General features: G+C 67.1%; 20 protein-coding genes. 8 read left to right on the forward strand and 12 right to left on the reverse strand.

Annotated features, from left to right (window positions below; translation table 11 throughout):
• The first annotated feature begins 60 nt into the window (after positions 1-60).
• The gene (lpxH, locus tag ABE546_RS10675; RefSeq protein ID WP_346463642.1) at positions 61-804 is read left to right on the forward strand and encodes a UDP-2,3-diacylglucosamine diphosphatase; all 744 of its coding nucleotides are present in this window, start codon (positions 61-63) and stop codon (positions 802-804) included.
• A gap of 87 nt (positions 805-891) precedes the next feature.
• Positions 892-2,379, forward strand: coding sequence for a DUF2235 domain-containing protein (locus ABE546_RS10680; RefSeq protein ID WP_346463644.1), 1,488 nt, complete (start codon positions 892-894; stop codon positions 2,377-2,379).
• Here ABE546_RS10680 and ABE546_RS10685 read toward each other — a convergent pair.
• From ABE546_RS10685 to ABE546_RS10715, 7 genes are all read right to left on the reverse strand, one after another.
• On the reverse strand, positions 2,352-3,212 hold the full coding sequence (locus ABE546_RS10685) for a ferritin-like domain-containing protein (protein ID WP_313217344.1): 861 nt from the start codon (positions 3,210-3,212) through the stop codon (positions 2,352-2,354). The genes ABE546_RS10680 and ABE546_RS10685 overlap by 28 nt on opposite strands.
• 9 nt (positions 3,213-3,221) lie before the next feature.
• Complete coding sequence (gene purF, locus ABE546_RS10690; RefSeq protein ID WP_019185825.1) at positions 3,222-4,688, reverse strand: amidophosphoribosyltransferase; 1,467 nt, start codon at positions 4,686-4,688, stop codon at positions 3,222-3,224.
• 30 nt (positions 4,689-4,718) lie between these two features.
• The gene (locus tag ABE546_RS10695) at positions 4,719-5,450 is read right to left on the reverse strand and encodes a CvpA family protein (RefSeq protein WP_346463646.1); all 732 of its coding nucleotides are present in this window, start codon (positions 5,448-5,450) and stop codon (positions 4,719-4,721) included.
• Between the two features lie 58 nt (positions 5,451-5,508).
• Positions 5,509-6,537 (reverse strand): SPOR domain-containing protein, encoded by a 1,029-nt coding sequence (locus ABE546_RS10700; protein WP_346463648.1) that lies wholly within the window; start codon positions 6,535-6,537, stop codon positions 5,509-5,511.
• A 98-nt stretch (positions 6,538-6,635) separates the two neighbouring features.
• The gene (gene folC, locus ABE546_RS10705) at positions 6,636-7,913 is read right to left on the reverse strand and encodes a bifunctional tetrahydrofolate synthase/dihydrofolate synthase (protein ID WP_346463650.1); all 1,278 of its coding nucleotides are present in this window, start codon (positions 7,911-7,913) and stop codon (positions 6,636-6,638) included.
• 51 nt (positions 7,914-7,964) lie between these two features.
• Entirely contained in the window at positions 7,965-8,609 is a 645-nt protein-coding gene (locus tag ABE546_RS10710; protein WP_313209597.1) for a histidine phosphatase family protein, read from the reverse strand.
• Positions 8,610-9,187: 578 nt separating this feature from the next.
• Positions 9,188-11,350 carry a S46 family peptidase gene (locus tag ABE546_RS10715; RefSeq protein ID WP_313209599.1) on the reverse strand — a complete coding sequence of 721 codons (2,163 nt, stop codon included), beginning with the start codon at positions 11,348-11,350 and terminating at the stop codon, positions 9,188-9,190.
• 220 nt (positions 11,351-11,570) lie between these two features.
• Here ABE546_RS10715 and tdh point away from each other — a divergent pair, with 220 nt between their 5' ends.
• Positions 11,571-12,593 carry an L-threonine 3-dehydrogenase gene (tdh, locus tag ABE546_RS10720; protein WP_123728470.1) on the forward strand — a complete coding sequence of 341 codons (1,023 nt, stop codon included), beginning with the start codon at positions 11,571-11,573 and terminating at the stop codon, positions 12,591-12,593.
• 182 nt (positions 12,594-12,775) lie between these two features.
• On the opposite strand, the gene ABE546_RS10725 is transcribed toward tdh, so the two are convergent.
• Positions 12,776-13,477, reverse strand: a complete 702-nt coding sequence (locus tag ABE546_RS10725; RefSeq protein ID WP_137190938.1) for a TorF family putative porin — start codon at positions 13,475-13,477, stop codon at positions 12,776-12,778.
• Positions 13,478-13,669: 192 nt separating this feature from the next.
• Between ABE546_RS10725 and kbl the strand changes: the two genes are divergently transcribed.
• Entirely contained in the window at positions 13,670-14,881 is a 1,212-nt protein-coding gene (gene kbl, locus ABE546_RS10730; protein WP_346463652.1) for a glycine C-acetyltransferase, read from the forward strand.
• Between the two features lie 323 nt (positions 14,882-15,204).
• Here the strand turns inward: kbl and ABE546_RS10735 are convergent, their stop codons facing one another.
• The 4 genes from ABE546_RS10735 to ABE546_RS10750 form a co-directional block, all read right to left on the reverse strand.
• Positions 15,205-15,549, reverse strand: coding sequence for a hypothetical protein (locus ABE546_RS10735; protein WP_313209605.1), 345 nt, complete (start codon positions 15,547-15,549; stop codon positions 15,205-15,207).
• Between the two features lie 91 nt (positions 15,550-15,640).
• Positions 15,641-16,492, reverse strand: a complete 852-nt coding sequence (locus ABE546_RS10740) for a pseudouridine synthase (protein WP_313209607.1) — start codon at positions 16,490-16,492, stop codon at positions 15,641-15,643.
• A 19-nt stretch (positions 16,493-16,511) separates the two neighbouring features.
• Positions 16,512-17,021 carry a hypothetical protein gene (locus tag ABE546_RS10745; protein WP_313209609.1) on the reverse strand — a complete coding sequence of 170 codons (510 nt, stop codon included), beginning with the start codon at positions 17,019-17,021 and terminating at the stop codon, positions 16,512-16,514.
• A 226-nt stretch (positions 17,022-17,247) separates the two neighbouring features.
• A complete protein-coding gene (locus ABE546_RS10750; protein WP_088435197.1) occupies positions 17,248-18,339 on the reverse strand; it encodes an OmpA family protein in 1,092 nt (363 codons plus the stop codon).
• Positions 18,340-18,712: 373 nt separating this feature from the next.
• Here ABE546_RS10750 and ABE546_RS10755 point away from each other — a divergent pair, with 373 nt between their 5' ends.
• From ABE546_RS10755 to ABE546_RS10770, 4 genes are all read left to right on the forward strand, one after another.
• Entirely contained in the window at positions 18,713-19,738 is a 1,026-nt protein-coding gene (locus ABE546_RS10755; RefSeq protein ID WP_346463654.1) for a zinc-binding alcohol dehydrogenase family protein, read from the forward strand.
• A 98-nt stretch (positions 19,739-19,836) separates the two neighbouring features.
• On the forward strand, positions 19,837-20,448 hold the full coding sequence (locus ABE546_RS10760; RefSeq protein ID WP_313209615.1) for a hypothetical protein: 612 nt from the start codon (positions 19,837-19,839) through the stop codon (positions 20,446-20,448).
• A 105-nt stretch (positions 20,449-20,553) separates the two neighbouring features.
• Positions 20,554-22,587: an NADPH-dependent 2,4-dienoyl-CoA reductase gene (locus ABE546_RS10765; RefSeq protein ID WP_346463656.1), complete on the forward strand. Its 2,034-nt coding sequence runs from the start codon at positions 20,554-20,556 to the stop codon at positions 22,585-22,587.
• A gap of 291 nt (positions 22,588-22,878) precedes the next feature.
• Positions 22,879-23,337: a cell wall hydrolase gene (locus tag ABE546_RS10770; RefSeq protein ID WP_088435200.1), complete on the forward strand. Its 459-nt coding sequence runs from the start codon at positions 22,879-22,881 to the stop codon at positions 23,335-23,337.
• Positions 23,338-23,397: the final 60 nt, after the last annotated feature.

Genomic DNA, 23,397 nt, shown 5'->3' on the forward strand with positions numbered 1-23,397 from the left:
GACAAGGGCAGTTCACCTGTCGCGCTGCCTCGCCCCGTGATCCCGTTTTACAATGGGTCCATGACCACGCTGTTCATCTCCGATCTGCACCTGGACCCGAGTCGTCCAGCCATCACCGACCTGTTCCTGGCCTTCCTGCGCGATGAAGCGATGCAGGCCGAGGCCCTGTACATCCTGGGCGATCTGTTCGAAGCCTGGATCGGCGATGACACGCCCTCCCCGGCCGCCGATGCGGTGGCCGTCGCGCTGCATGCCGTGGCCGATGCCGGCGTGCCGGTGTACTTCATCCGCGGCAACCGCGATTTCCTGGTCGGCGAGGACTACGCGCGCCGCACGGGATTCACGATCCTGCCCGACCCGAGCGTGATTGATCTGTATGGCCGCCCGGTGCTGCTGCAGCACGGCGACCTGCTGTGCACCGACGATATCGCCTACCAGCAGTTCCGCACGCAGACCCGCGACCCGGTGTTCCAGGCGCAGTTCCTGTCGCAGCCGCTGGCCGCGCGCATCGCCTTCGCACAGAAGGCGCGCGATGCCAGCCAGGCACGCCAGTCGGAAATGAAGCAGGGTGACCGTGCCCAGTTCGAGACCGTCACCGATGTCGCGCCGGCGGAAGTGGATGCCACCTTCGGCCGCTACGGCGTGGACACGATGATCCACGGCCACACCCACCGCCCGGCCATCCACGCGCTGCAGGCCGGTGGCCGCGACTGCACCCGCATCGTGCTGGGCGACTGGTACGAACAGGGCTCGGTGTTGCGCGTCACACCGGACGGCTGGACACTGGATTCGCTGGCGACCTGACGCCGGTAGCGGCCTGGCCTGCCGTGCTGTTCCGGCGCGGGGCTTCCGCGCTACCTTAGCCGGGCATCCTCGGGGAGCAGGGACGATATGGTGGTGGCAGCTACCCAACCGACGACGGCGCCGACGGTGTCCCTGCACATCGGTCTGTTCTTCGACGGCACCCGCAACAACGCTGACAACCTGCAGCGCGCCTCACGCCCGGCAGGCGCCACGACGCCCACACCGCGCCCACCGGCCGTGGTCGCCGATGATGCCTCCCCGTACCAGAGCCGCTTGACCAGCAGCTACAGCAACGGCCTGACCAACATCGCGCGGCTGCATGCGCTGTATCCGGACCATCGGCAGATGCCGCCCGCAGGCAACACGCTCGCGCTGTCGCTCTATATCGAGGGCGTGGGCACGCGCACCGGTGAAGACGACGACCTGTTGGGGCTGGCGTTCGGCATCGGTCGCACCGGTGTCCGCGCGAAGCGACGCCGGGCGCTGGAGCAGCTGCTGCCCGACGCGCTGCGCCAGCTCGCCCGTGCGCACCCTGGCCGCGTACTCGGCAGCGTGCGGATGGATCTGTTCGGCTATTCGCGTGGCGCGGCCAGCGCGCGCGACGCGGTGAACGTGCTCAACGCACCCGGTGCCGCCGCGTGGCTGCGCGAGCAACTGGTGCGCTCGGGCTGGTCATTGGCGCCGGGATTTCCAGACGCGGTGCGGCCGGTGCGCTTCGTCGGCCTGCTCGATACCGTGGTGGCGATCGGCCGCCAGCATGGCGATGAGATGCCGGTGGTCGCCCTGCCCGCCGGCTGCGCGGACAAGATAGTGCAGCTGGTCGCGCGCGATGAGCACCGCGAGCATTTCGCGCTGACCAGCGTGGCGCCCGAACATGAAGAGATCGCGTTGCCAGGCGTGCACGCCAACATCGGCGGCGGCTACGACCAGCGCATCGAAGGACCCAAGCTGCTGAGCCGGCCGGAGGGACAGCTGCTGCGTGGCACCGGACTGGCCGCAGGCGATGTACCGCCGCTGGCGCTGCTGCGCGCGAGCACGGTCTACCGCGCCGCACAGGCGACGTGTCGGCGCTGGCAGCGCGCACTGGGGCTGGGGGATGACGCGATCTGGGTGGATGTCTGGCACCACTGGCAGCAGCAGCGGGTCGCCGGCAGCCGCAGCGTCCTGCCGCAATTCACCCTGCGGGCGTACGCGGCGGTGGTGCTGCGCCGCGAGATCGATGCGCGTTACCAGTTCATCGCGCTGCGGCTGCTGCACCAGCGTGCGGCCGCGGCAGGTGTCGCCTGGACAACCTCACCGGACGCGTTGCCCGCACTCGCACTGCCCGCGGCACTGCAGCCCATCGCGGCCCGGTTGCTGGCCGCCCATCCGCTGGATGCCGCGCAGGAACGCACGCTTCGCCAGCATTACCTGATGCAGTCCGCGCACTGGAACTTCGATGCCCTGGGCGACACTGCGCTGCTCTATGCCGCCGATGAAGGCACGCGGGAACTGCCGTATCGGCCGGGGCCAGGGCTGTTCTACGTCAACCGGCCGACCGAAAACGGTCAGCGCGTGGTGCTGGCCAACACCTGACCGCGCAGTTCGGTCTGTTCGATCAGCTCGGCCAGTTCTTCTTCGTCGAAGCCGGCGAGCAGCCTGGCTTCCAGGTTGAACGGGCCATACAGGAAGCCGCCGGCATACTCGCGCAGCAATGCCATGAACCGCGGGCGTGGCTCGACGTTCTCGCGCGTGCAGTACCAGCGGTACCATCGCGAACCAGCGGCCACATGCGCCACCTCTTCGCGCAGGATGATCTCCAGCACATCGGCGGTGGCATGGTCGCCTCCGGCGCGCAGCTTCACGATCATGCCCGGGGTGACATCCAGCCCGCGCGCTTCCAGCACACGCGGCACCAGCGCCATGCGCGCGAGCCCGTCATGCGCGGTCTTCTCGCACATTTCCCACAGGCCGTTGTGCGCGTCGAAATCGCCGTAGGCATAGCCGTTGGCCTGCAGCCGATCGTGCAGCAGCATGAAGTGGCGCGATTCGTCATCGGCCACGCTGACCCAGTCGGCATGGAAGGAGCCCGGCAGGCCGCGGAAACGGTAGACCGCATCCCAGGCCAGGTCGATCGCATTGAGTTCGATATGCGCGATGGCGTGCACGAACGCCGCGCGCCCTTCCACGCTGCCCAGGCCGCGACGCGGCAGATCGCGCGGGTGGACGAGTGTGGGCCGGGCCGGGCGGCCCGGCATCCGGATCGGCTCCGGCGCCGGCGCATCGGCCGGTGCCTTCAGGCGACCGGCACGGAACTGCACGGCGTAGTGCTGGGTCAACGCGACCTTGCGCAACGGATCCGGCTCGGCCAGGCACTGCTGCGCGGCCTGCAGCAGATCGCCGGCCGCGCTGTCCAACACGTCACTCATGCCCTGCCCTCAGGCGCGACGCTTGTGCTTGGCATCGTCCGAACGCAGCTGCTGGATGCGCTCGAAATAGCCCGGCTCGATCCCGGTCGGGTAGACGCCGTTGAAGCACGAGGAATCGAACGACTTCAGCTCCGGGTTGCCTTCGCTCACCGCCGCTTCCATGTCCTCGATGTCCTGGTAGATCAGCCAGTCGCAGCCCAGGTGCTTCTCGATTTCTTCGATGCTGCGGTTGTGCGCGACCAGTTCTTCGGCGGCCGGCATGTCGATGCCGTAGATGTTGGGGTAACGCACCGGCGGCGCGGCGCTGGCCAGGTAGACCTTGCGGGCACCGGCGTCGCGCGCCATCTGCACGATCTGCTGGCTGGTGGTGCCGCGCACGATCGAATCATCGACCAGCAGCACCACGCGGTTGCGGAACTCCAGGTGGATCGGGTTGAGCTTGCGGCGCACCGACTTCACCCGCTCACCCTGGCCCGGCATGATGAAGGTGCGGCCGATGTAGCGGTTCTTGATGAAGCCTTCGCGGTACTTCACCCCGAGCGTGTTGGAGATCTCCAGCGCGGCATCGCGCGAGGTATCCGGGATCGGGATGATGGTGTCGATGTCGTGATCCGGGCGCAGGCGCAGGATCTTCTCGCCCAGCTTGATGCCCATGCGCATGCGCGCCTTGTGCACCGAGACGTTGTCGATCATCGAATCCGGGCGGGCGAAGTACACGTATTCGAAGATGCACGGGCTGTGCTCGACCGGTTCGGCGCAGACTTCGGAGAACAGCTCGCCACGCGCGGTGATGACCAGCGCTTCGCCCGGGCGCACATCGCGCACGCGCTGGAAGCCGAGCACGTCCAGTGCGGCCGATTCGGAGGCCACGATGTATTCGTCGCCTTCGGCGTGGGCACGCTTGCCGAGCACCAGCGGGCGGATGCCGTGCGGATCACGGAAGGCCACCAGGCCCAGGCCCAGCACCACGCTGATCACCGCATAGCCACCCTTGACGCGGCGGTGCACGGCGGCCACGGCGCGGATCGCCGCTTCCGGGGTCAGCTGGCGCTGTGCGTCCAGTTCGAACGCGAACACGTTCAACAGCACTTCGCTGTCCGAGTCGGTGTTGACGTTGCGGCGGTCCTGCTCGAACACCTGCTGGCGCAGGGCTTCGGTATTGATCAGGTTGCCGTTGTGGGCCAGCGCGATGCCGTACGGCGAGTTCACGTAGAACGGCTGCGCCTCGTCCATGCCTTCCGAACCGGCGGTGGGATAGCGCACATGCGCGATGCCGACGCGGCCTTCCAGCGTGGACATCCGCTTGGCATCGAACACATCGCGCACCAGGCCATTGGCCTTCTGCACGCGCAGGCGGGTGCCGTCGGCGGTGGCGATGCCGGCCGCGTCCTGGCCACGATGCTGGAGGACGGTCAGGCCGTCATACAACTGCCCGGCGACGTTCTGGTTGCCGACGATTCCGACGATGCCACACATGGTGCGAATTCTCCGCTGGGCTGCGCCCATCTACAGTGAAGGTGGCCGTGCCTGGCCGGAGGTACCGTTCCGTGCCGGAGCGGTGTCGTCCGGACGCGGATGCGCCGGCTCGATATTGACTGGCAGTGTGGAAGCCGGCCCGCGCGCCGCAGCGTCGGCAGGTGCCGTCTCCCTCCCCTCGTCAACGGGACGCGGCCATCCGCGCCCTGCCACTACGTCGCCAAGGACGCCATTATCGCCTGTCGCGAGCGGCTTGCCCAAATCCATCGTCGGCAGTTGCGGCAGATTCACCTCCGGCAACGCCATCTCGGGCAGCTGCGCCTGCATCCAGCGCACCCCGGGTTGCAGCAGCGGCCGCACCTGCGAGGTCTGCCAGGCCGGCTCCTGCGGCAGCGGCGTGAAGGCGGCCAGCATCAGCAGCACGCAGCCCAGGAAGGCGCCGCGGACCAGGCCCAATGCACCGCCCAGCAGGCGGTCGGCACCGGTCAGGCAGGTCACTTTCACGGCCGCCTTGATCAGCATGCCGATCAGGCCGACGGCGATCATGACGATCAGGAACACCCCCAGGTAGCCGGCAACGTAATGGCCGGTGCCCGGTTCCAGCGGCGCCGCCCACCAATGGGCTGCGTCATTGCCGAACAGGAACGCGGCCCAGCCGGCCAGCAGCCAGGACAGCGTGCTGACCACGATGCCGACGAAGCCGCGCATCAGGCCAAGCAGGACGGAGGCCCCGATCAGGACCAGCAGGACGATGTCGATCATGCCGGCAGGCCGCGCGGTAGGCGCCGTCCAGCGGGTGCGGGGCGGCGCAGCTCAGGCATCAGGGGTGCGGGCGGACCATGCCGGCCACGCCGACCTTGGCGGCCACCTGGGCCTTGAGGTTCTCGGCATCGGCGCGGTTGGCGACCGGCCCGACGCGGACCCGGTTGAGGGTGCCCTTGTCGGTACGGACCTGCTCCACGAAGGCGCTGAAGCCGGCGGCGCGGACTTTGTCGCGCAGCGCGTTGGCCTCGGCCGCCTGGCCGAAGGCACCGAGCTGCACGGCGAAACCGACGCTGCTGGCGGCTGGGGCCGCCGGAGCAGCCGGTGCCGCGACGGCAGTCTCGGGCTTGGGCGCCGGGGCCGGCTTGGGCTCGGGCTTGGGCGCGGCCGGCTTCGGTTCGGGCTTGGCGGCCGCGACCGGCTCGGCCGGCAGGGATTCGGTTTTCACGGTATTGCCCGCCGGCGCGGCGGCAGCACTGGAGGCGGCCGGAGCCGCCGACGGGGCCGGTGCAGGGCCGGCCGGCGTGGCGGCAACCGCGGTATCGGCGCGGGCATCCAGGGTGATGACCTCGGCCTTGACGTCATTGCGCACCTTCACCGCCTGCAGGCGGCCGGCTTCGGCCAGCGCGCGATCGGCGTAGGGACCGACGCGCACGCGCCAGGCCTGACGACCGTTGATCGTGGCCGGCTCGCGGAAGCCGGCGAGCTGGGCGCTCTTCAACGAAGCGATGACGCGGTCGGCATCGGCTTCGGTGGCATAGGCACCGAAGCTGACGGCGTAGTTGCCGGCGGCGACGGCCGGCGAGGTGTCTGCCGGCGCCGGATCGGCGGCGAGCGCAGCGCTGTCGGCCAGCGGCTGGGTCGTGGATGCCCCGCTCTGCAGGCCGGTGGCGCCACCGGTGGGGGCGACCAGCGGCAGCTCGCGGGTTTCGAACTGGCCATCCGACGGCGCGGCCGGTGCACTGATCGGCACGTTGGCGACACCACTGTCAGGTGCGGGACCCTTGACCAGCATGGGCAGGAAAATCACGGCCAACGCCACCAGGACGATGGCACCAATCAGTCGCTGTTTCAGAGGAGTATCCACGTGAAGGCAGGCAGGCGGCGCGGCGGAATGCCACGGCGATTATACGGGTGCGCGCGTGTGCGGCGGCTGATGCGGCTGAACGGCGCTGCAAAGCCCCCTCAGGCGCCGGGTTCGAGGGTCTGCAGCGCCTGCGCGGCGGTGTGGAAGGAGCCGAACACCAGCACGCGATCGCCGGCCTTGGCCTGCGCCACGGCATGCTGCAGGGCGTCCAACACGGTGGCGTGCGGTGTCGCGCCGGCCGCAGCCGTAGCGGCCAGGCGTGCCCGCAGTTCCTCGGCGCTCTGCGCACGTGCCCCCTCCAGCCCGGCCAGGTGCCACTGCTGGACCTGATCGGCCAAGGCCTCGACCACCCCGGCGGCATCCTTGTCCTGCAGGGCGGCAAACACCGCGATGGTGTCGCCGGTGACGCGACTGGCCTTCAGCGCGGTGGCCAGTTCGCGCGCGGCCTGCGGGTTGTGACCGACATCGACCAGCACCTCCACGCCGTCACGATCAAAGGCCTGCAGGCGGCCACGGATACGCGCGGCGGCAACGCCTTCGATGAAGGCGGTGCGCGGCAGCGGGCGATCCAGCGCACGCAGCGCGGCGATCGCCGTCGCGGCATTGGCGCGCTGGATGGGCCCGCGCAGCGTCGGGTGCGGCAGTTCGATACGGAAGCCGACATCGCGCCAGCGCCAGCGCTCGCCATCGATGGCATCGGCGAAGAAATCGCTGCCACCCCGGATGGCGTTGGCACCCACCAGATAGGCACGCGCGAGCACACTCGAGGGCGGATCGATTTCGCCGAGGATGACCGGCTTCCACCCACGGATGATGCCGGCCTTCTCGGTCCCGATCGCTTCGCGGTCCTCGCCCAGCCACTCGCTGTGGTCGATGTCGACGGTGGTGATCACCGCCACGTCGCCATCGACGATGTTGACCGCATCCAGACGGCCGCCAAGGCCGACCTCAAGCACGGCCAGATCCAGGCCCGCCTGCGCAAACAGCTGCAGGGCGGCCAACGTGCCGTATTCGAAGTAGGTCAGCGTGGTGTCGCCACGCGCGTCTTCGATCGCGTTGAAGGCCGCCATCAGGGCGTCATCGGTAGCGTCCTGGCCATCGATGCGCACGCGCTCGTTGTAGCGCAGCAGGTGCGGCGAGGTGTACGCACCGACCTTCCAGCCGGCAGCGCGCGCGATGGCCTCGATGAAGGCCACGGTGGAGCCTTTGCCGTTGGTGCCACCGACCACGATGCTGCGCTCGGCCGGCGCGCCCAACCCCATCGCCTGCGCCACGGTACGCACCCGGTCCAGCCCCATGTCGATGGTGGCGGGGTGCTGCTGCTCGATGTAGCTGAGCCAATCGGAGAGGGTCTGCGGGCGGGCGGTGGTGGTCATGGTCGTTGGATCGGAATCGTTGGGGCGGACGGCAGGATGGGACGCAGCGCGTTACAGCGCGCGGTGCTTGGCTTCGCCGAAGAACGGCGTGTGGTGCGCGCAGTCGTTGAGGCGGACGACTTCAAGCTGGTCGAGGTCGGGACCTTCGAGCAGGTTCAGCGTGGTCGGTGCCTGGCGGAAGGTCCACAGGCGCGAGATCGGCAGGCCGAGGATGCGGCACAGGATCACGCGGTTGACGGCGTCATGGGCGACCACCAGCAGGGTGTCGTGCTCGCCCAGGCCTTCAGCGGCACGGGCCAGGCCACGCCAGCTGCGTTCGAGCACCAGGCGCAGCGATTCGCCGCCGGGCATCAGGACGGTATCGGGCTCTTCGCGCCAGGCGCGCAGGCGGGAGGGATCCTTGTCGTGGATTTCGCTGGCCAGCAGGCCTTCCCATTCGCCGTGGGCGATTTCCTGCAGGTCCGGCTCGGTCTGCAGCATCGGGGCACGGTCTGCACCCAGGGCGAGCTGGGCGGTGAGCTGGGCACGCGAGAGCGGTGAGGCAACGGCGCGGGTGATGTCGACGGACTTCAGACGTTCCCCCAGTGCCTTGGCCTGGGCTTCGCCGATCGGCGACAACGGGATATCGATCTGGCCTTGGTAGCGGCCTTCGGCATTCCACGGCGTTTCGCCGTGACGGGCAAGCAGGATGCGCATGCGGACAAGGGGTCCTTGGGGGAGGAGGTTCCGGCGCTTCGTTCACATCCTGTGAAAGCACGCGGAACAGGGATGATACCCGGTCGCGGCTGTGAAGCTGTGTGGCTGTTTGCTCCTGATTGCTCGCTTGCTGACGGATGGCTCGTAGAGCATGGCGCCTGACTGACCCGCGCAGGCTGAGGCCGGGTAGCCTCTGGCAGGACGCGCCGTGAACCCATCCCTGGGGGCTCGTACGACGGCATCCATGCCGTCGTACGGTCCTGCCAGAGGCTACCCGGCCTCATCCTCCAAGGTTTCCGTCGCTGACGCGGACGCGAGGGCAAATGCAGTGCCGCTTCGCTTTTTTTTCCGCACGCAGACATGTGTCCAGAGCGCGTCGGGCAGGGCTGGGCGAGACCGTTCGACCGCATGGATGCGGTCGTACGAGCCCCCATGGATGGGTTCACGGCGTGTCTCGCCCAGCCCTGCCCGGCGCGCTCCCGCAGGGGAAAGCAAGACGCCACGCGTTTGGACGATAATTCGCCCATAAAAAAACCCCGCAGATGTCGCTGCGGGGTTTTCAAAACCGACGTGTCGGCTTACTTGCTGAGGTTCAGTTCTTTCAGCAGCTGCGGCGCCGGCGCCACTTCCTGCATGATCCACTGCATGTAACGGCTGTCGACCGCGATCATGCGGGTCATTACCGGATCGAACACCCAGTTCGAACTCACCGACTCCCAGTTGCCATCGAAGGCCAGGCCGACCAGCTTGCCGTTGGCGTCCAGCACCGGCGAACCGGAGTTGCCGCCGGTGATGTCCAGGTTGGACAGGAAGTTCACCGGCACCGAGCCGATGCGCTTGTCTTCCAGGCCGCCGTAACGCTTGGCCTTGACCGCATCGAGCAGCGCCTTCGGTGAATCAAACGGATCTTCGCCGGTTTCCTTGGCCGCCACGCCTTCCAGGGTGGTGAACGGGGTGTAGTTCACGCCATCCTTGCCGTAGCCCATGACGTTGCCGAAGGTGATGCGCAGCGACAGGTTGGCGTCCGGATAGACGAACTCGCCCTTGCTCTTCTTGTAGTCGGCCACGGCCTGCAGATACAGCGGGCGCGACACCAGCGACTCGCCTTCGCGGGTCTTCTTCTGCTCTTCCTGCTTGAGCAGCGCCGGCATCACCGCCACCGCGTACTGGATGGCCGGATCGGTGCTGGCCTCGAACGCCGCACGGTCGGCCTTGAACCACGTCAGGCGCTCATCCAGGCTGCCCAGCTTGGTGCCCGAGAGCTTGCCAACCAGAGCCTGCACGGCGGCCGCATCGCTGCCTGCCAGCCACTGGTTGAGCACCTCGTTGGTGCGCTGCGCGGCCGGCAGGGCCACGTACTGGCTCAGCCAGTAGGTCTGCAGCTGCTGGTCCATGCGCGGCACGTAACGGCGGTCCATCTGCTTCAGGCCGCCTTCGATGGAGGGAAGATCGCGTTCCTGATAGCCGACTTCACGCTCGGCATCGGCCTTGCTGCGCTCGATCGAGAGGCGGTACAGGGTGATCGCCGAGCCCACGGCCGAGGTGCTGTTGAACTGGCTGACGAACAGGTCGCGCTCACGCGTGGCCTTGCTGGTATCCAGGTGCTGAATCAGCTGCGCATGTGCCGCCAGGGCCGGCTTGCCGGCGGCGCCACGCTTCTTCAACCAGGCCAGCACGGCGGCTTCTTCGGCCTGCTTCTGGCCGGCCGCGTCGATGCGCTTGAAGCCTTCCAGCTGACCGGCGTAGTTCTTGGCCACGTTGTTCATGCTGGCCGCGGTGGCCGCGTACTTCACCTTGACGTCCGGGTCGGCCTTGCCAGCCTCGTCGATCATCTTCAGCACCGCGTTGTAGTGGCGCGCGATGGTCGGGTAGGTCCAGCTGGCGGTTTCATTGAACTCGCCGGCCAGCGCGTAGCGGTTGGTGCGGCCCGGGTAGCCGGCCACCATCACGAAGTCGTCGGCACCCAGCGGCTGGTCGGCGAACTTCAGGAAGTGCTTGGGCTGGTAGGGCACGTTGTCGGCCGAGAAGGCGGCCGGCTTGCCGTCCTTGCCCACGTAGGCGCGGTAGAACGAGAAATCGCCGGTGTGGCGCGGCCACATCCAGTTGTCGATGTCGCCACCGAACTTGCCGACGCTGCCCGGAGGCGCGTAGACCAGGCGCACGTCCTTGATTTCCATGTTGCGGAACAGACGGTAGGTGTTGCCGCCGGAGAAGCTGTACAGGCGGCAGCGGAAGCCGGCATCGGCTTCACACGCAGCGGTCTGAGCCTTGTCGAAGGCATCCAGCGCGCGGGTACGGGCCAGCGGGTTCTTGCCGGCGGCGGCGATCGCGGCCTTGGCCTGGTCGGTCACGTCGGTGATCTGGTCCAGCACGAACACGCGGGCGTTGGGGCCGGCGCTCAGCTCATCCTTCAGGGTCGGCGCGTTGAAGCCGTCCTTGATCAGGTTCTTTTCGGCCGTCGAATTCAGCTGGATCGCACCGTAGGCACAGTGGTGGTTGGTGACCACCAGGCCCTGCGGAGAGACGAAGCTGGCGGTGCAGCCACCCAGCGCCACCACCGCGCCCATCGGGTCGCCGGTCAGGTTGGAGATCTGCTCCGGGGACAGCTTCAGGCCGGCCTGCTTGAGCGGGCCGGCGATTTCCGGCAGCTGCTGCGGCACCCACATGCCTTCTGCGGCATGGGCGACCTGGACCAGCCCAAGGCTGGCGACGACGGAGAAAGCGAGCAGGTTCGAGCGCATAGAGCAGCCCCTGGTGAAAGAACCGCCGATTCTAGCCCAGCCGCTGCGCCGTCCCGAAGCCCGGTAGAGCCGCCCCATGGTCGGCTGGCCGCACGCAGTGCGGCAATGAGGGGCATGGCCACCTCCCAGCCCACCCGCGCTGCAACATGGGAAAACCGCCAGCGGCTCTATAATCCGCGTTTTCCCCCAGACGAGTTCCACCCCGATGGCGCAGCAAACAATGAAGGCCCTGGTCAAACGCGAAGCCGCCAAGGGCATCTGGCTGGAAGAAGTTCCGGTCCCCACACCCGGCCCGAACCAGGTCCTGATCAAGCTGGAAAAGACCGCCATCTGCGGTACCGACCTGCACATCTACCTGTGGGACGAATGGAGCCAGCGCACGATCAAGCCCGGCCTGACCATCGGCCACGAATTCGTCGGCCGCATCGCCGAGATCGGCCCGGGCGTGACCGGCTATGAAATCGGCCAGCGCGTCTCGGCCGAAGGCCATATCGTCTGCGGCCATTGCCGCAATTGCCGCGGTGGCCGCCAGCACCTGTGCCCGAACACCGTGGGCATCGGCGTCAACGTCAACGGCGCCTTCGCCGAATACATGGTGATGCCGGCCAGCAACCTGTGGCCGATCCCCGATCAGATCCCGTCCGAGCTGGCCGCCTTCTTCGATCCGTACGGCAACGCCGCGCACTGCGCGCTGGAGTTCAACGTGATCGGCGAGGACGTGCTGATCACCGGTGCCGGCCCGATCGGCATCATCGCCGCCGGCATCTGCAAGCACATCGGTGCGCGCAACGTGGTGGTCACCGACGTCAATGATTTCCGCCTGAAGCTGGCCGCCGACATGGGCGCCACCCGCGTGGTGAACGTGTCCAACACCTCGCTCAAGGACGTGATGAAGGAACTGCACATGGAGGGCTTCGACGTGGGCCTGGAAATGAGCGGCAATCCGCGCGCGTTCAACGACATGCTCGACTGCATGTACCACGGCGGCAAGATCGCCATGCTCGGCATCATGCCCAAGGGCGCCGGCTGCGACTGGGACAAGATCATCTTCAAGGGCCTGACCGTGCAGGGCATCTACGGCCGCAAGATGTACGAGACCTGGTACAAGATGACCCAGCTGGTGCTGTCCGGTTTCCCGCTCGGCAAGGTGATGACCCACCAGTTGCCGATCGATGATTTCCAGAAGGGCTTTGACCTGATGGAACAGGGCAAGGCCGGCAAGGTCGTGCTGAGCTGGAACTGAGGCATCGCGCCGTTGGCGCGCCGGTCGGTGTCACGACCAACGGTCGTGACCTACCAGGCATGGTCGGTTCGGGCCTCGGCGGTGGCATGGCCCCGGTAGGTACCGGCCGTTGGTCGGTACGCGCCTCGGCAAACGAAAAAGGCGCCTTGCGGCGCCTTTTTCATGTCCATCGCAGCGTCAGGTCATTTGCCCACGGCTACGGTGAACACCACGCGGTTGTCCGCCAGCTTGCCGTTGTTGTCGCGACCAGCGCCGTCGGTACCGTGGTACCCCAGGCCCAGGTTGAACAGGCCGAACTGGCGGCTCACGCCGACGTTGAAGTCGGTGTAGTCCTTGCCGAAATCGGTCTCGAGCGAGGTACGGCCCACGTTCGCGCTCAGGGTGAAATCATTGGGCAGGCCCCACTCGCCGCCCACCGCGTAATACCAGCTCTTGGTATCGGACCCGGACAGGTCGTCGGTGTAGGCCACCGTCAGCTTGTACTGCTCGGCGAAGGTGGTGGTGGTGATCAGCTCGTTGTAGTTCAGCTCGCTGGCGCCCGGATAGGTGTAGCGGTTGAGCAGCACGTCGAAATTGACGCCATCGGTGACATCCACCCCGTAGCCGATCAGGTAGTCGATCTCCGTGCTCGGGTCGCCCGGCCCGAAGTCCACGCCCGAGCCCCACACGCCCGCATACAGGCCGACCGGGGAGGTATAGGTGAAGCCGGCCTGCAGGGTCGGATCCTCATCGGTCTGGGACACACCACGGAACACGTAGTCCGATACGGCGGTGACGTTCCAGCTGAACGGCGATTCGGCCTCGTCCTGGGCGCTGGCGGCAAACGGGGCAAGCAGGGCGGCGCAGAGCACAGCGGCGGCGGTACAGCGCGTGGCGTGGTTCATGCGGGGTCTCTCCAGACGTGGGGTGGGCAGTGCAGCGGGGTTTACGGTTTTTTAACCTGATTGATATTGCGATGCAACAATCACGTGTGCAACCGTTTCGCCCACCGCCGGCCTGGCCAGACCCCGCCTGCGCCCCCGGGCCCGGCGCCGACAGGTAAAATCCCGGGTTTCCCGTGCCGAAGACTGCCTGCCATGACCGACGCCACCACCGCCTCGCTGACCCAGCACTACGTTGAAGAACTGGAAGCGATCCGCGCCCAGGGCCTGTTCAAGTCCGAACGCATCATCACCAGCCCGCAGTCGGCCGAGATCACCTTGGACGACGGACGTACGGTGCTGAACTTCTGCGCCAACAACTACCTGGGCCTGGCCGACCACCCCGACCTGATCCAGGCCGCCAAGGATGCGCTGGATACCCACGGCTTCGGCATGGCCTCGGTGCGCTTCATCTGCGGCACCCAGGACCTGCACAAGCAGCTGGAAAAGCAGATCGCCGATTTCTTCGGCAAGCAGGACACCATCCTGTACGCGGCCTGCTTCGACGCCAACGGTGGGCTGTTCGAGCCGCTGCTGGGCGAGCACGACGCGATCATTTCCGACGCGCTCAACCATGCCTCGATCATCGATGGCGTGCGCCTGTGCAAGGCCAAGCGTTTCCGCTACGCCAACTGCGACATGGCCGATCTGGAAGCCCAGCTGCAGGCCGCCGATGCGGCCGGCTGCAAGACCAAGCTGATCACCACCGACGGCGTGTTCTCGATGGACGGCTTCATCGCCCCGCTGGATGAGATCACCGCGCTGGCGAAGAAGTACAACGCGCTGGTCCACATCGACGAATGCCATGCCACCGGCTTCCTCGGCGCCACGGGCCGCGGCTCGGCCGAGGTCAAGGGCGTGCTGGAGAAGATCGACATCATCACCGGCACCCTGGGCAAGGCCATGGGCGGCGCACTGGGCGGTTTCACCTGCGCCAGCGCCGAAGTGATCGAACTGCTGCGCCAGCGCTCGCGCCCGTACCTGTTCTCCAACTCGCTGCCGCCGCACGTGGTCGCCGCCGGCATCAAGGCCTTCGAGATGCTGGCCGCCGCCGATGACCTGCGCGATACCCTGGCGCAGAACACCGCCTACTTCCGCGAGAAGATGACCGCGGCGGGCTTCGATGTGAAGCCGGGCGTGCATCCGATCAGCCCGGTGATGCTGTACGACGCGCCGCTGGCGCAGAAGTTCGCCGAGCGCCTGCTCGAAGAAGGCATCTACGCGATCGGCTTCTTCTTCCCGGTGGTGCCCAAGGGCCAGGCCCGCATCCGCACCCAGATCAGCGCCGCACACACGCGTGCACACCTGGACCGTGCCATCGATGCCTTCACCCGGATCGGCATCGAGCTGGGCGTGATCAAGGCCTGAGGGCCCCAGCCGCCCCACGGTCGGCACGGCCGTCGCACCCGCGCGTCACGGAGGTAGAGCCGACCGTTGGTCGGCTGCCTCTCGTCGCAGGTCATGAACAGCCGATACGGGGCACGTCTTGCGTGCCTCAGCCGACCAACGGTCGGCTCTACCGTCGGTGGCGGTGTGGATAGCGGATGCGGGGGCACGTCTTGCGTGCCTCAGCCGACCAACGGTCGGCTCTACCGTCGGTGGCGGTGTGGATAGCGGATGCGGGGGCACGTCTTGCGTGCCCCAGCCGACCAACGGTCGGCTCTACCGTCGGTGCGACGCGCGCGGCGGGGTTACTTCTTCTTTTTCTTCTTGTCCTTGGCCTCTTCCTTGCTGGCCACCACCACCGGTGCCGCAACCGGACCATCCTGGCCATTGCCCTTGGCCACCCGGATACCGTTGGCCTTCATCCAGGCATCGAACTCATCAGCGCTCATGCGCTTGTCGCCATCGCTCATCAGGAAGCGGTAGCTGCCGCGGCCATCCAGTTCGGGGATCCTGATCTCCACCACCTTGTCGGTCACCGGCGGATCCTGTTTGGCGATCTGCTTGTGGCCGCCACAGGCGGTCAGCAGCGCGGCCGGCAACAGCAGGCAGGCGCCGCGGAACAGGGAACGGTTGAGGGTACTGACGTGCATGGTCTTACTCCCGGTGTTGAACGGAACGTCCCTTCGAAGGCCATCCATTGCCCGGGTCGATTGGCCTGCCACATGCCGGCAGGCCACAAGGTCACGGTGTGGCCGCGGCGCTGTCGGCCACGGCATGAAGCAGATCCAGATCGTGTTGGCTGAGCTCGCGCCAGGCGCCCTTGCCCAGCTCGCCCAGCGGCAGCTGGCCGATCGCCACGCGCACCAGGCGCAGCACGTTGATGTCGAATGCGGCGAGCAGGCGGCGGATATGCCGGTTGCGGCCTTCCTCCAGCACCACTTCCAGCCAGGCGGTCTTGTCGCCGCTGCGCAGCAGCGTGGCGCGCCGCGCCCGCAGCAGCTCGCCTTCGTCCTCGATCCCCGCGCACAACGCCTGCAGCTGCGCCGCATCGGGGATGGCATCGATCTGGACGTGATAGGTCTTGTCCGGGCCGGTGGCCGGATCGGTCAGGCGCGCGGCCCATTGCGGATCATTGCTGAAGAGCAGCAGCCCTTCGCTGGCCTTGTCCAGGCGCCCGACCGGCGCGATCCACGGCAGGCCGGCAGCATCGAAGCAGCGGTAAACGGTATCGCGACCGCGCTCGTCCTGCGCGGTGGTGACCAGGCCACGCGGCTTGTTGAGCATCAGGTGCACGCGCTTGGGCGCATCCAGCGGCTGACCATCCACGCGCACGTGATGGCGCCCGTCGATGATCGGAAATTCGGGGTTGTTGATGACACGGCCGTCGACCGTCACCCGGCCATCGGCGATCCAGCGTGCGGCTTCGGTGCGCGAGCACAGCCCGGCTTTGGACAGCACGCGCGCCAGACCATGCCGCGGTGCGCCCGCGGGGGGGCTGGAGGCGGCGTTGCGGGTGCCTGTTGCGGGGCTCGCACGCCGCTCGGGGCGGCGTGGTCGGGACGCGTTCGCGGCGGGTGGCCGGCGTGTCGTCATCGTGCTCCGCTCAGGCGGCTTACTTCTTGTCCGCCGGCTTGGTCTCAGCCGGTGCTTCGGTGGTGGCGGCCGGCACGGCAGCCGGTACCGGGCGCGCCTTGACCACGCGCACACCGCGCGCCTTCATCCAGGCGTCGAATTCTTCGGCGGTCATGCGCTTGCCGTTCTGGCTCATGTCAAAGCGCCACGGCGTGTTGTCGAACTCGGTCTGCGGCTTGTAGGCGGCCGGATCGTTCGGGTTGATCACCGGTGCACTGGGGATCGCCTTGGCGATGTTCTGGCAGCCGTCGATGCGCAGGCGCTGCAGCACGCTGTCCAGCGACTGCTCGCGGTCGTAGCTGGAGGTCAATACGCCGGCAGGCATGCCCAACTGGACGTTGCGGATGTACAGCTCTTCGGCCACCGGTGCGATCGCGGTGGCCGGCAGCGGCAGCGGCGATGCGCTGGCAGGTGCCGAACAGTCCACGGCAGCGTGGGCGGTGGGAACCAGGGCCAGGCCAAGCGCGGCGGCCAGTGCAAAACGCTGCATGGGATGCATCCAGGAAGGGGTCGACGCGGCGAGTTTAACAGCGCCACAACGTCTTTCAAGCGCCACCTTCAATGAATACGGCAACTTGTTGGATTTATTGTCGATTTTCAGGATTCGACCCGACCGCGCGCGCGGAAGGGCCTATGTGTCGAGGTGAGAGAAGACAAAAAAAAACAGGGCCCGGCAATGCCGGGCCCTGCTTATTGAGACTGTACTGCCAGAAGGATTAGTTCTGGACGTTCAGCTCGGTACGACGGTTCTTGGCGCGACCTTCCGGGTTATCCGAACCATCCGGGTTGGTGTTCGGCGCAATCGGGCGGCTCTCGCCGTAACCGATCGGACCGACCAGACGCGAAGCGTCAACGCCGTTCTGGGTCAGGTAGTTGTACACCGAGGTAGCACGACGCTCGGACAGCTTCTGGTTGTAAGCGTCGGTACCCTTGGAATCGGTGTGACCGGCCACTTCAACGCGCAGATCCGGGTAACGCTTCAGGATTTCCGAAGCCTCGCTCAGGATCGCAACCGCGTCCGGACGCAGGTTCGACTTATCGAAGTCGAAGTTCACGCCCTTCAGATCGATCGACACCGGGACCGGGCAACCGTCCGGACCGATGGTCTGACCCGGCTGCGAGTTCGGGCACTTGTCATCGCAGTTGTTGACGCCGTCACCGTCGTCATCCAGATCGGCGCAGCTCGGCGCAACCGGAGCCGGAGCCGGCACGGCAGCAACCGGGGCCGGGCCCAGCGGGATCACGACGCCGACCGAAGCCAGCACGTCGCCGAACCAGTCTTCGCTCGGAGCAGCAATGCTCTGGTCGTCGAAGTCAGCGCGGTAGGCCACTTCGGCACGCACGGCGACGCGCTTTTCGAAGGTGGTCTGCAGACCGACGCCGAGCTTGGCGGCGAAGTTGCCGTCCTTGCGCTCACGCGGACCGTTGGTGTTCAGCGCTGCGTACTCTTCTTCCGACTTCTGGTAGCCCAGGCCGAACAGCAGGTACGGGTTCCAGCCGCGGCCTTCCTGGATGAAGTGGCGACGCAGGTCGAGCGAGGCGCCGTACTGGCTCCAGTTCAGATCCTGGTTGGCGTCGAAGTTCGGGTTCTGGTAGTTCAGCTCGCCATCCAGCGACCAGTTGGGGCTGATGAACTTACCGAGGCCCAGGGTAACGAACGGAGCGTCGTTGGTCAGACGGTCGCTATCCTGGAAGTTGAAGCCGGCCGAACCGGTCAGGTACCAGCGGTCGTCAAAATCCTGCGCCGATGCAGCCTGGGCGAAAGCCAGACCGCCCAGCAGCGCGGCAGTGAGGATCTTCTTGTTCATTGAGTACAGCTCCTATTTCGGGGGTATGAAACCGGTAGAGGCATGGGCCAGCACTACTGCGTCGTTTTCAGACTGCCGATTCAGCACGCCACCGCCGCGAACATTATGCTCAGGCGAGTGAAGGTGATGTTAACAGTCCCGTAACATGTGAAGACGACCGCCAGACCTCTACCGGGTCCAGCTGGTGGCACCCTATACAGGTTGATGAAATTCCGCAAGACCCAGCAATGACAAGGGTTTTGCCTAATTCAGGCGACGTAGCGACACATTTTTCACGTTAGGGTTCAAATGGCGATTGCGCCTTGATTCAGCGCAAAAACAGCAGCGTCGTGATCCGTATGATGAGGGTGATTCCCCCGTATCCGGAGCCGATATGAAAGCCGTGGGATTGACCCAGTATCTGCCGATTGAAGACCCCGCCGCGCTGCAGGACCTGCGCATTGCGCCACCGGGCGTGCCGCAGGGACGCGACCTGCTGGTACGAATACATGCTGTTTCCGTCAATCCGGTCGACACCAAACAGCGCGCGCCGCGCCCGCAGCAGGAGAATCCTGCGCGCATCCTGGGGTATGACGCGGCCGGTGTGGTGGAGGCGGTGGGCCCGGAGGTCACGGCGTTCGCCCCCGGCGATGAGGTGTATTACGCGGGCGATGTCACCCGCTCCGGTTGCAATGCCCAATACCAGTGGGTGGACGAACGCCTGGTCGGGCGCAAACCCACCACGCTGGATTTCGCCGAGGCTGCAGCGTTGCCGCTGACCACGCTGACCGCATGGGAACTGCTGTTCCAGCGCATGCCGCTGCACTTTGAAGACAGCCGCCACCGCGGGCAGCACCTGTTGATCATCGGGGGTGCCGGCGGCGTCGGTTCGATTGCGATCCAGCTCGCGCGCCACGCCGGCTTCAGCGTGATCGCCACCGCCTCGCGCGAGCAGACCCGCGCGTGGTGCGTACAGATGGGCGCCGACCACGTGATCGATCATCGCCAGCCGCTGGCAGCGCAACTGCAGGCACTGGGCATCGCGCAGGTGCAGGTGGCGCTGAACCTGGCCGACACCGACCACTACTGGGAGGCGCTGGGCGAGCTGCTGGCCCCGCAGGGACATGTGGGGCTGATCGTTGAGCCGCGCGGACCATTGCGCATCGGCGATCCCTACAAAGCCAAATGTATCGGCATCCATTGGGAGTTCATGTTTGCCCGGTCGCGCTTCCAGACCGACGACATGATCGAACAGCACCGCATTCTGAGCCGGGCCGCCAGTCTGATCGACGCCGGCGAACTGCGCACGACCGCGCATACGCATCTGGGCTCGATCACGGCAGCGAACCTGCGCGAGGCACATCGCCAGCTGGAAGGCGGCGGCGTGATCGGCAAACTGGTGTTGTCCGGCTGGGACTGACGCGCGCGGCAATGTGTCTGCGCAGATTCGCGCGCATCTGTATCTGTCGGCCATGCGAAGGGCCCCCTACAGTCAGTGGCCCTTCCGGTGAAGCCGACATGCCCACGTCCCTGCCCCTGCGCCTGCTGCAACTCCTGCTTGGTCTGTTCCTGTATGGCTTCGGCGCGGCGGTGATGATCCGCGCGGCGATCGGCGTGGCGCCCTGGGATGTGCTGTCACAGGGCATCGCGCTGCAGACGCCGCTGTCCTTCGGCGTGGCCACCAATGTGATCGGCGCGCTGGTGCTGCTGCTGTGGTGGCCGATCCGGCAGAAGCCCGGTCTGGGCACCGTGCTCAACGTACTGCTGATCGGCCCCAGCGCGCAGTTCGGGCTGTGGCTGCTGCCGCAGGTGCAGGGCCTGGTCTGGCAGATCCCGATGTTCATCTGCGGCCTGCTGATGGTCGCGGTGGCCACCGGCCTGTACATCGGCGCACGCTTCGGCCCCGGCCCGCGCGATGGCCTGATGACCGGCCTGCACGCCCGCACCGGCTGGCCGATCTGGATCGTGCGCAGCGCGATCGAAGGCACCGTGCTGCTGATCGGCTGGTGGCTCGGCGGCAACGTCGGCGTGGGCACGCTCGCCTTCGCGCTGCTGATCGGCCCGTTGTGCGGCGTCACCCTGCCGCTGTTCGGTATCCGCAAGCCCAGCCCGGCAGCTGCCACGCCCTAGCGGGCGTCCGTGCCGACCAACGGCCGACCCCCTGGCGGACACATGCCCTTGCTCTTCAGGGGCATTCGCGGCACCCTGCGGGCTTCCGTACGCAAGCGTATCCACATGTCGCCAGCCGCCGAATCCACCGCCTATCCGCACCTGTTCACCCCGCTCGACCTGGGCTTCACCCAACTGCGCAACCGGGTCCTGATGGGGTCCATGCACACCGGCCTGGAAGACCGTGCGCGCGATTTCCCGCGCCTGGCGGCCTATTTCGCCGAGCGTGCCGCCGGCGGCGTCGGGCTGATCGTCACCGGTGGCTTCGCGCCCAACGTGGTTGGCTGGCTCAAGCCATTCGGCGGCAAGCTGTCCTGGCCGTGGGAGGTGCGACCGCATCGCCAGGTCACCCGGGCCGTGCACGACAACGGCAGCAAGATCTGCCTGCAGCTGCTGCATGCCGGCCGCTATGCCTACCACCCCCTCTCGGTGGCTCCCTCCAAGCTGAAGGCCCCGATCAACCCGTTCACCCCGCGGGCGCTGTCGGCGCGCGGGGTGGAGCGCCACATCGCCGATTACGCGCGCAGCGCGCGGCTGGCCCGCGAGGCCGGCTACGACGGCGTCGAGGTGATGGGCTCGGAAGGCTATCTGATCAATGAGTTCATCGCCCCGCGTACCAACCAGCGTACCGATCGCTGGGGCGGTGACGCCGCCCAGCGCATGCAGTTCGCCGTGGAGATCGTGCGTCGCATCCGCGAGGCCTGCGGCCCGGATTTCATCATCATCTACCGGCTCTCGCTGGTTGATCTGGTGCCCGACGGCAGCAACTGGGCCGAGATCGTGCAGCAGGCGCAGGCCATCGAAGCGGCGGGCGCGACCCTGATCAACGCCGGCATCGGCTGGCACGAGGCGCGCATCCCGACCATTGCCACCTCGGTACCGCGCGGCGCCTTCGCGGCGGTTACCGCCAAACTCAAACCGCACGTGCGCGTGCCGGTGATCGCGACCAACCGCATCAACATGCCCGACGTGGCCGAGCGCATCCTTGCCGCGGGCGGTGCCGACATGGTCTCGCTGGCGCGGCCGCTGCTGGCCGACCCGCAGTGGGCCAACAAGTCGCGCGCCGGCCGTCCGGAGGCGATCAACACCTGCATCGCCTGCAACCAGGCCTGTCTGGACCACGTGTTCGAGAACAAGACCGCCAGCTGCCTGGTCAACCCGCGTGCCGTGCACGAGACCGAACTGGTCTACCGCCCGACCAGCGCCCCGCGCCGGATCGCCGTGGTCGGCGCCGGCCCGGCCGGGCTGGCCTGCGCGACCGTGGCTGCCGAGCGCGGCCACGCGGTCACGCTGTTCGATGCCGGCAGCGAGATCGGCGGGCAGTTCAATGTCGCCAAGCGCATCCCGGGCAAGGAAGAATTCCACGAGACGCTGCGCTATTTCCGCCACAAGCTGGGCGAGACCGGCGTCGAGGTGAAGCTGGACACCGTGGCCGACGTGGCCGCGCTGGCCGGTTTCGACGCGGTGGTGATCGCCACCGGCATCACCCCGCGCCGGGTCGATTTCCCCGGTGCCGACCACCCCAAGGTGGTCACGTATCTGGATGTGCTGCTTGGCAGGGTCCAGGTGGGCGAGCAGGTCGCGATCATCGGCGCGGGCGGCATCGGCTTCGATGTCGGCGAGTTCCTGGTCCACGAAGGGCCCTCCTCCGCGCTGGACCCGGCACGCTGGATGGCCGAGTGGGGCGTGGACCCGACGTTCGAGGGCCGCGGCGCGCTCGCCAAACCGGCACCTGAAGCCCCCGCCCGCAAGGTCTGGCTGCTGCAGCGCAGCCCGGGCAAGCCCGGCGCCCGCCTGGGCAAGACCACCGGCTGGATCCACCGCGCCACGCTCAAGGCCAAGGGCGTGACCATGCTCGGTGGCGTGACGTACCTGGGTGTGGATGACGCCGGCCTGCGCATCCGCGTGGACGGCCAGGTACAGCTGCTACCGGTGAGCCATGTGGTGGTCTGCGCCGGGCAGGAACCGCGCCGTGACCTGCACGCCGCACTGCAGGCTGCCGGCATCAACGCACAGCTGATTGGCGGTGCGGATGTGGCCGCCGAACTCGACGCCAAGCGCGCGATCGATCAGGGCAGCCGGGTCGCCGCCGCGCTCTGATCCGCATCGACATCAACCTGAATACGGGGCTGAACCGCCGATTCAGCCCTGCCTCCGAACCTGAATGTCAAGCTTTCGGGTTCAGGATGTATTGGGAAATCCCCCCCTATCGTGCGCCAACTTTCCCGCTCGCCACCCAGTTCGAGTGAGCGCGCGGACCCCACGTCTATTCGGGTCCGCCCCCGGGCGGCCCCGATGGCCGCCTCCCCATGACGCCAAGTCGTAACCCTCGCCCCGTCCGAATGATCGGATGGAACAGCCAGGTGCGGCCCACACGGAGCAAGGAGATTTATGAAACTGGCCTGGATTCTCTGGCTGTCACAGTTGTTGCCGCAGCCTGCCGCCGATTCGTTGTGCCTGAGCACGACCGTTTACCTCGAAGCGCGTGACCAGACCCTGCGCGGCCAGCAAGCCGTCGCGGAAGTGGCCCTGCGCCGCCTGGACAGCGGCCTGTGGGGCGACTCGATGTGCCAGGTGGTGACCGCCCGCAAGCAGTTCGCCCCGACCATCGTCGCGCCCGGCACCCAGCTCGGCAACGCCGATGCCTGGCAGGAAGCGATGACGGTGGCCTTCGACGCCGAGCGCAACTGGGCCCTGCCGGCCGGTGAGCGCAAGGAAATCGTTCCGGGTGCGAGCCACTTCGCCGCCCTGGCGATCGCCAACCCGAGCTGGCGCAACGCCTACCAGGTGGCCACGATCGGTGATCACACCTTCTATCGCGTGCAGAAACTCAAGCCACGCGCGTCGTAACGATCTGTTACGGCCATACCGTTGAGGATGCGGGGCCGGCTCTGGAATAGTGGGCGGCTC

This window comes from Stenotrophomonas sp. TWI377 (assembly GCF_039674525.1).
In the GTDB taxonomy this organism is placed as follows: Bacteria; Pseudomonadota; Gammaproteobacteria; order Xanthomonadales; family Xanthomonadaceae; genus Stenotrophomonas.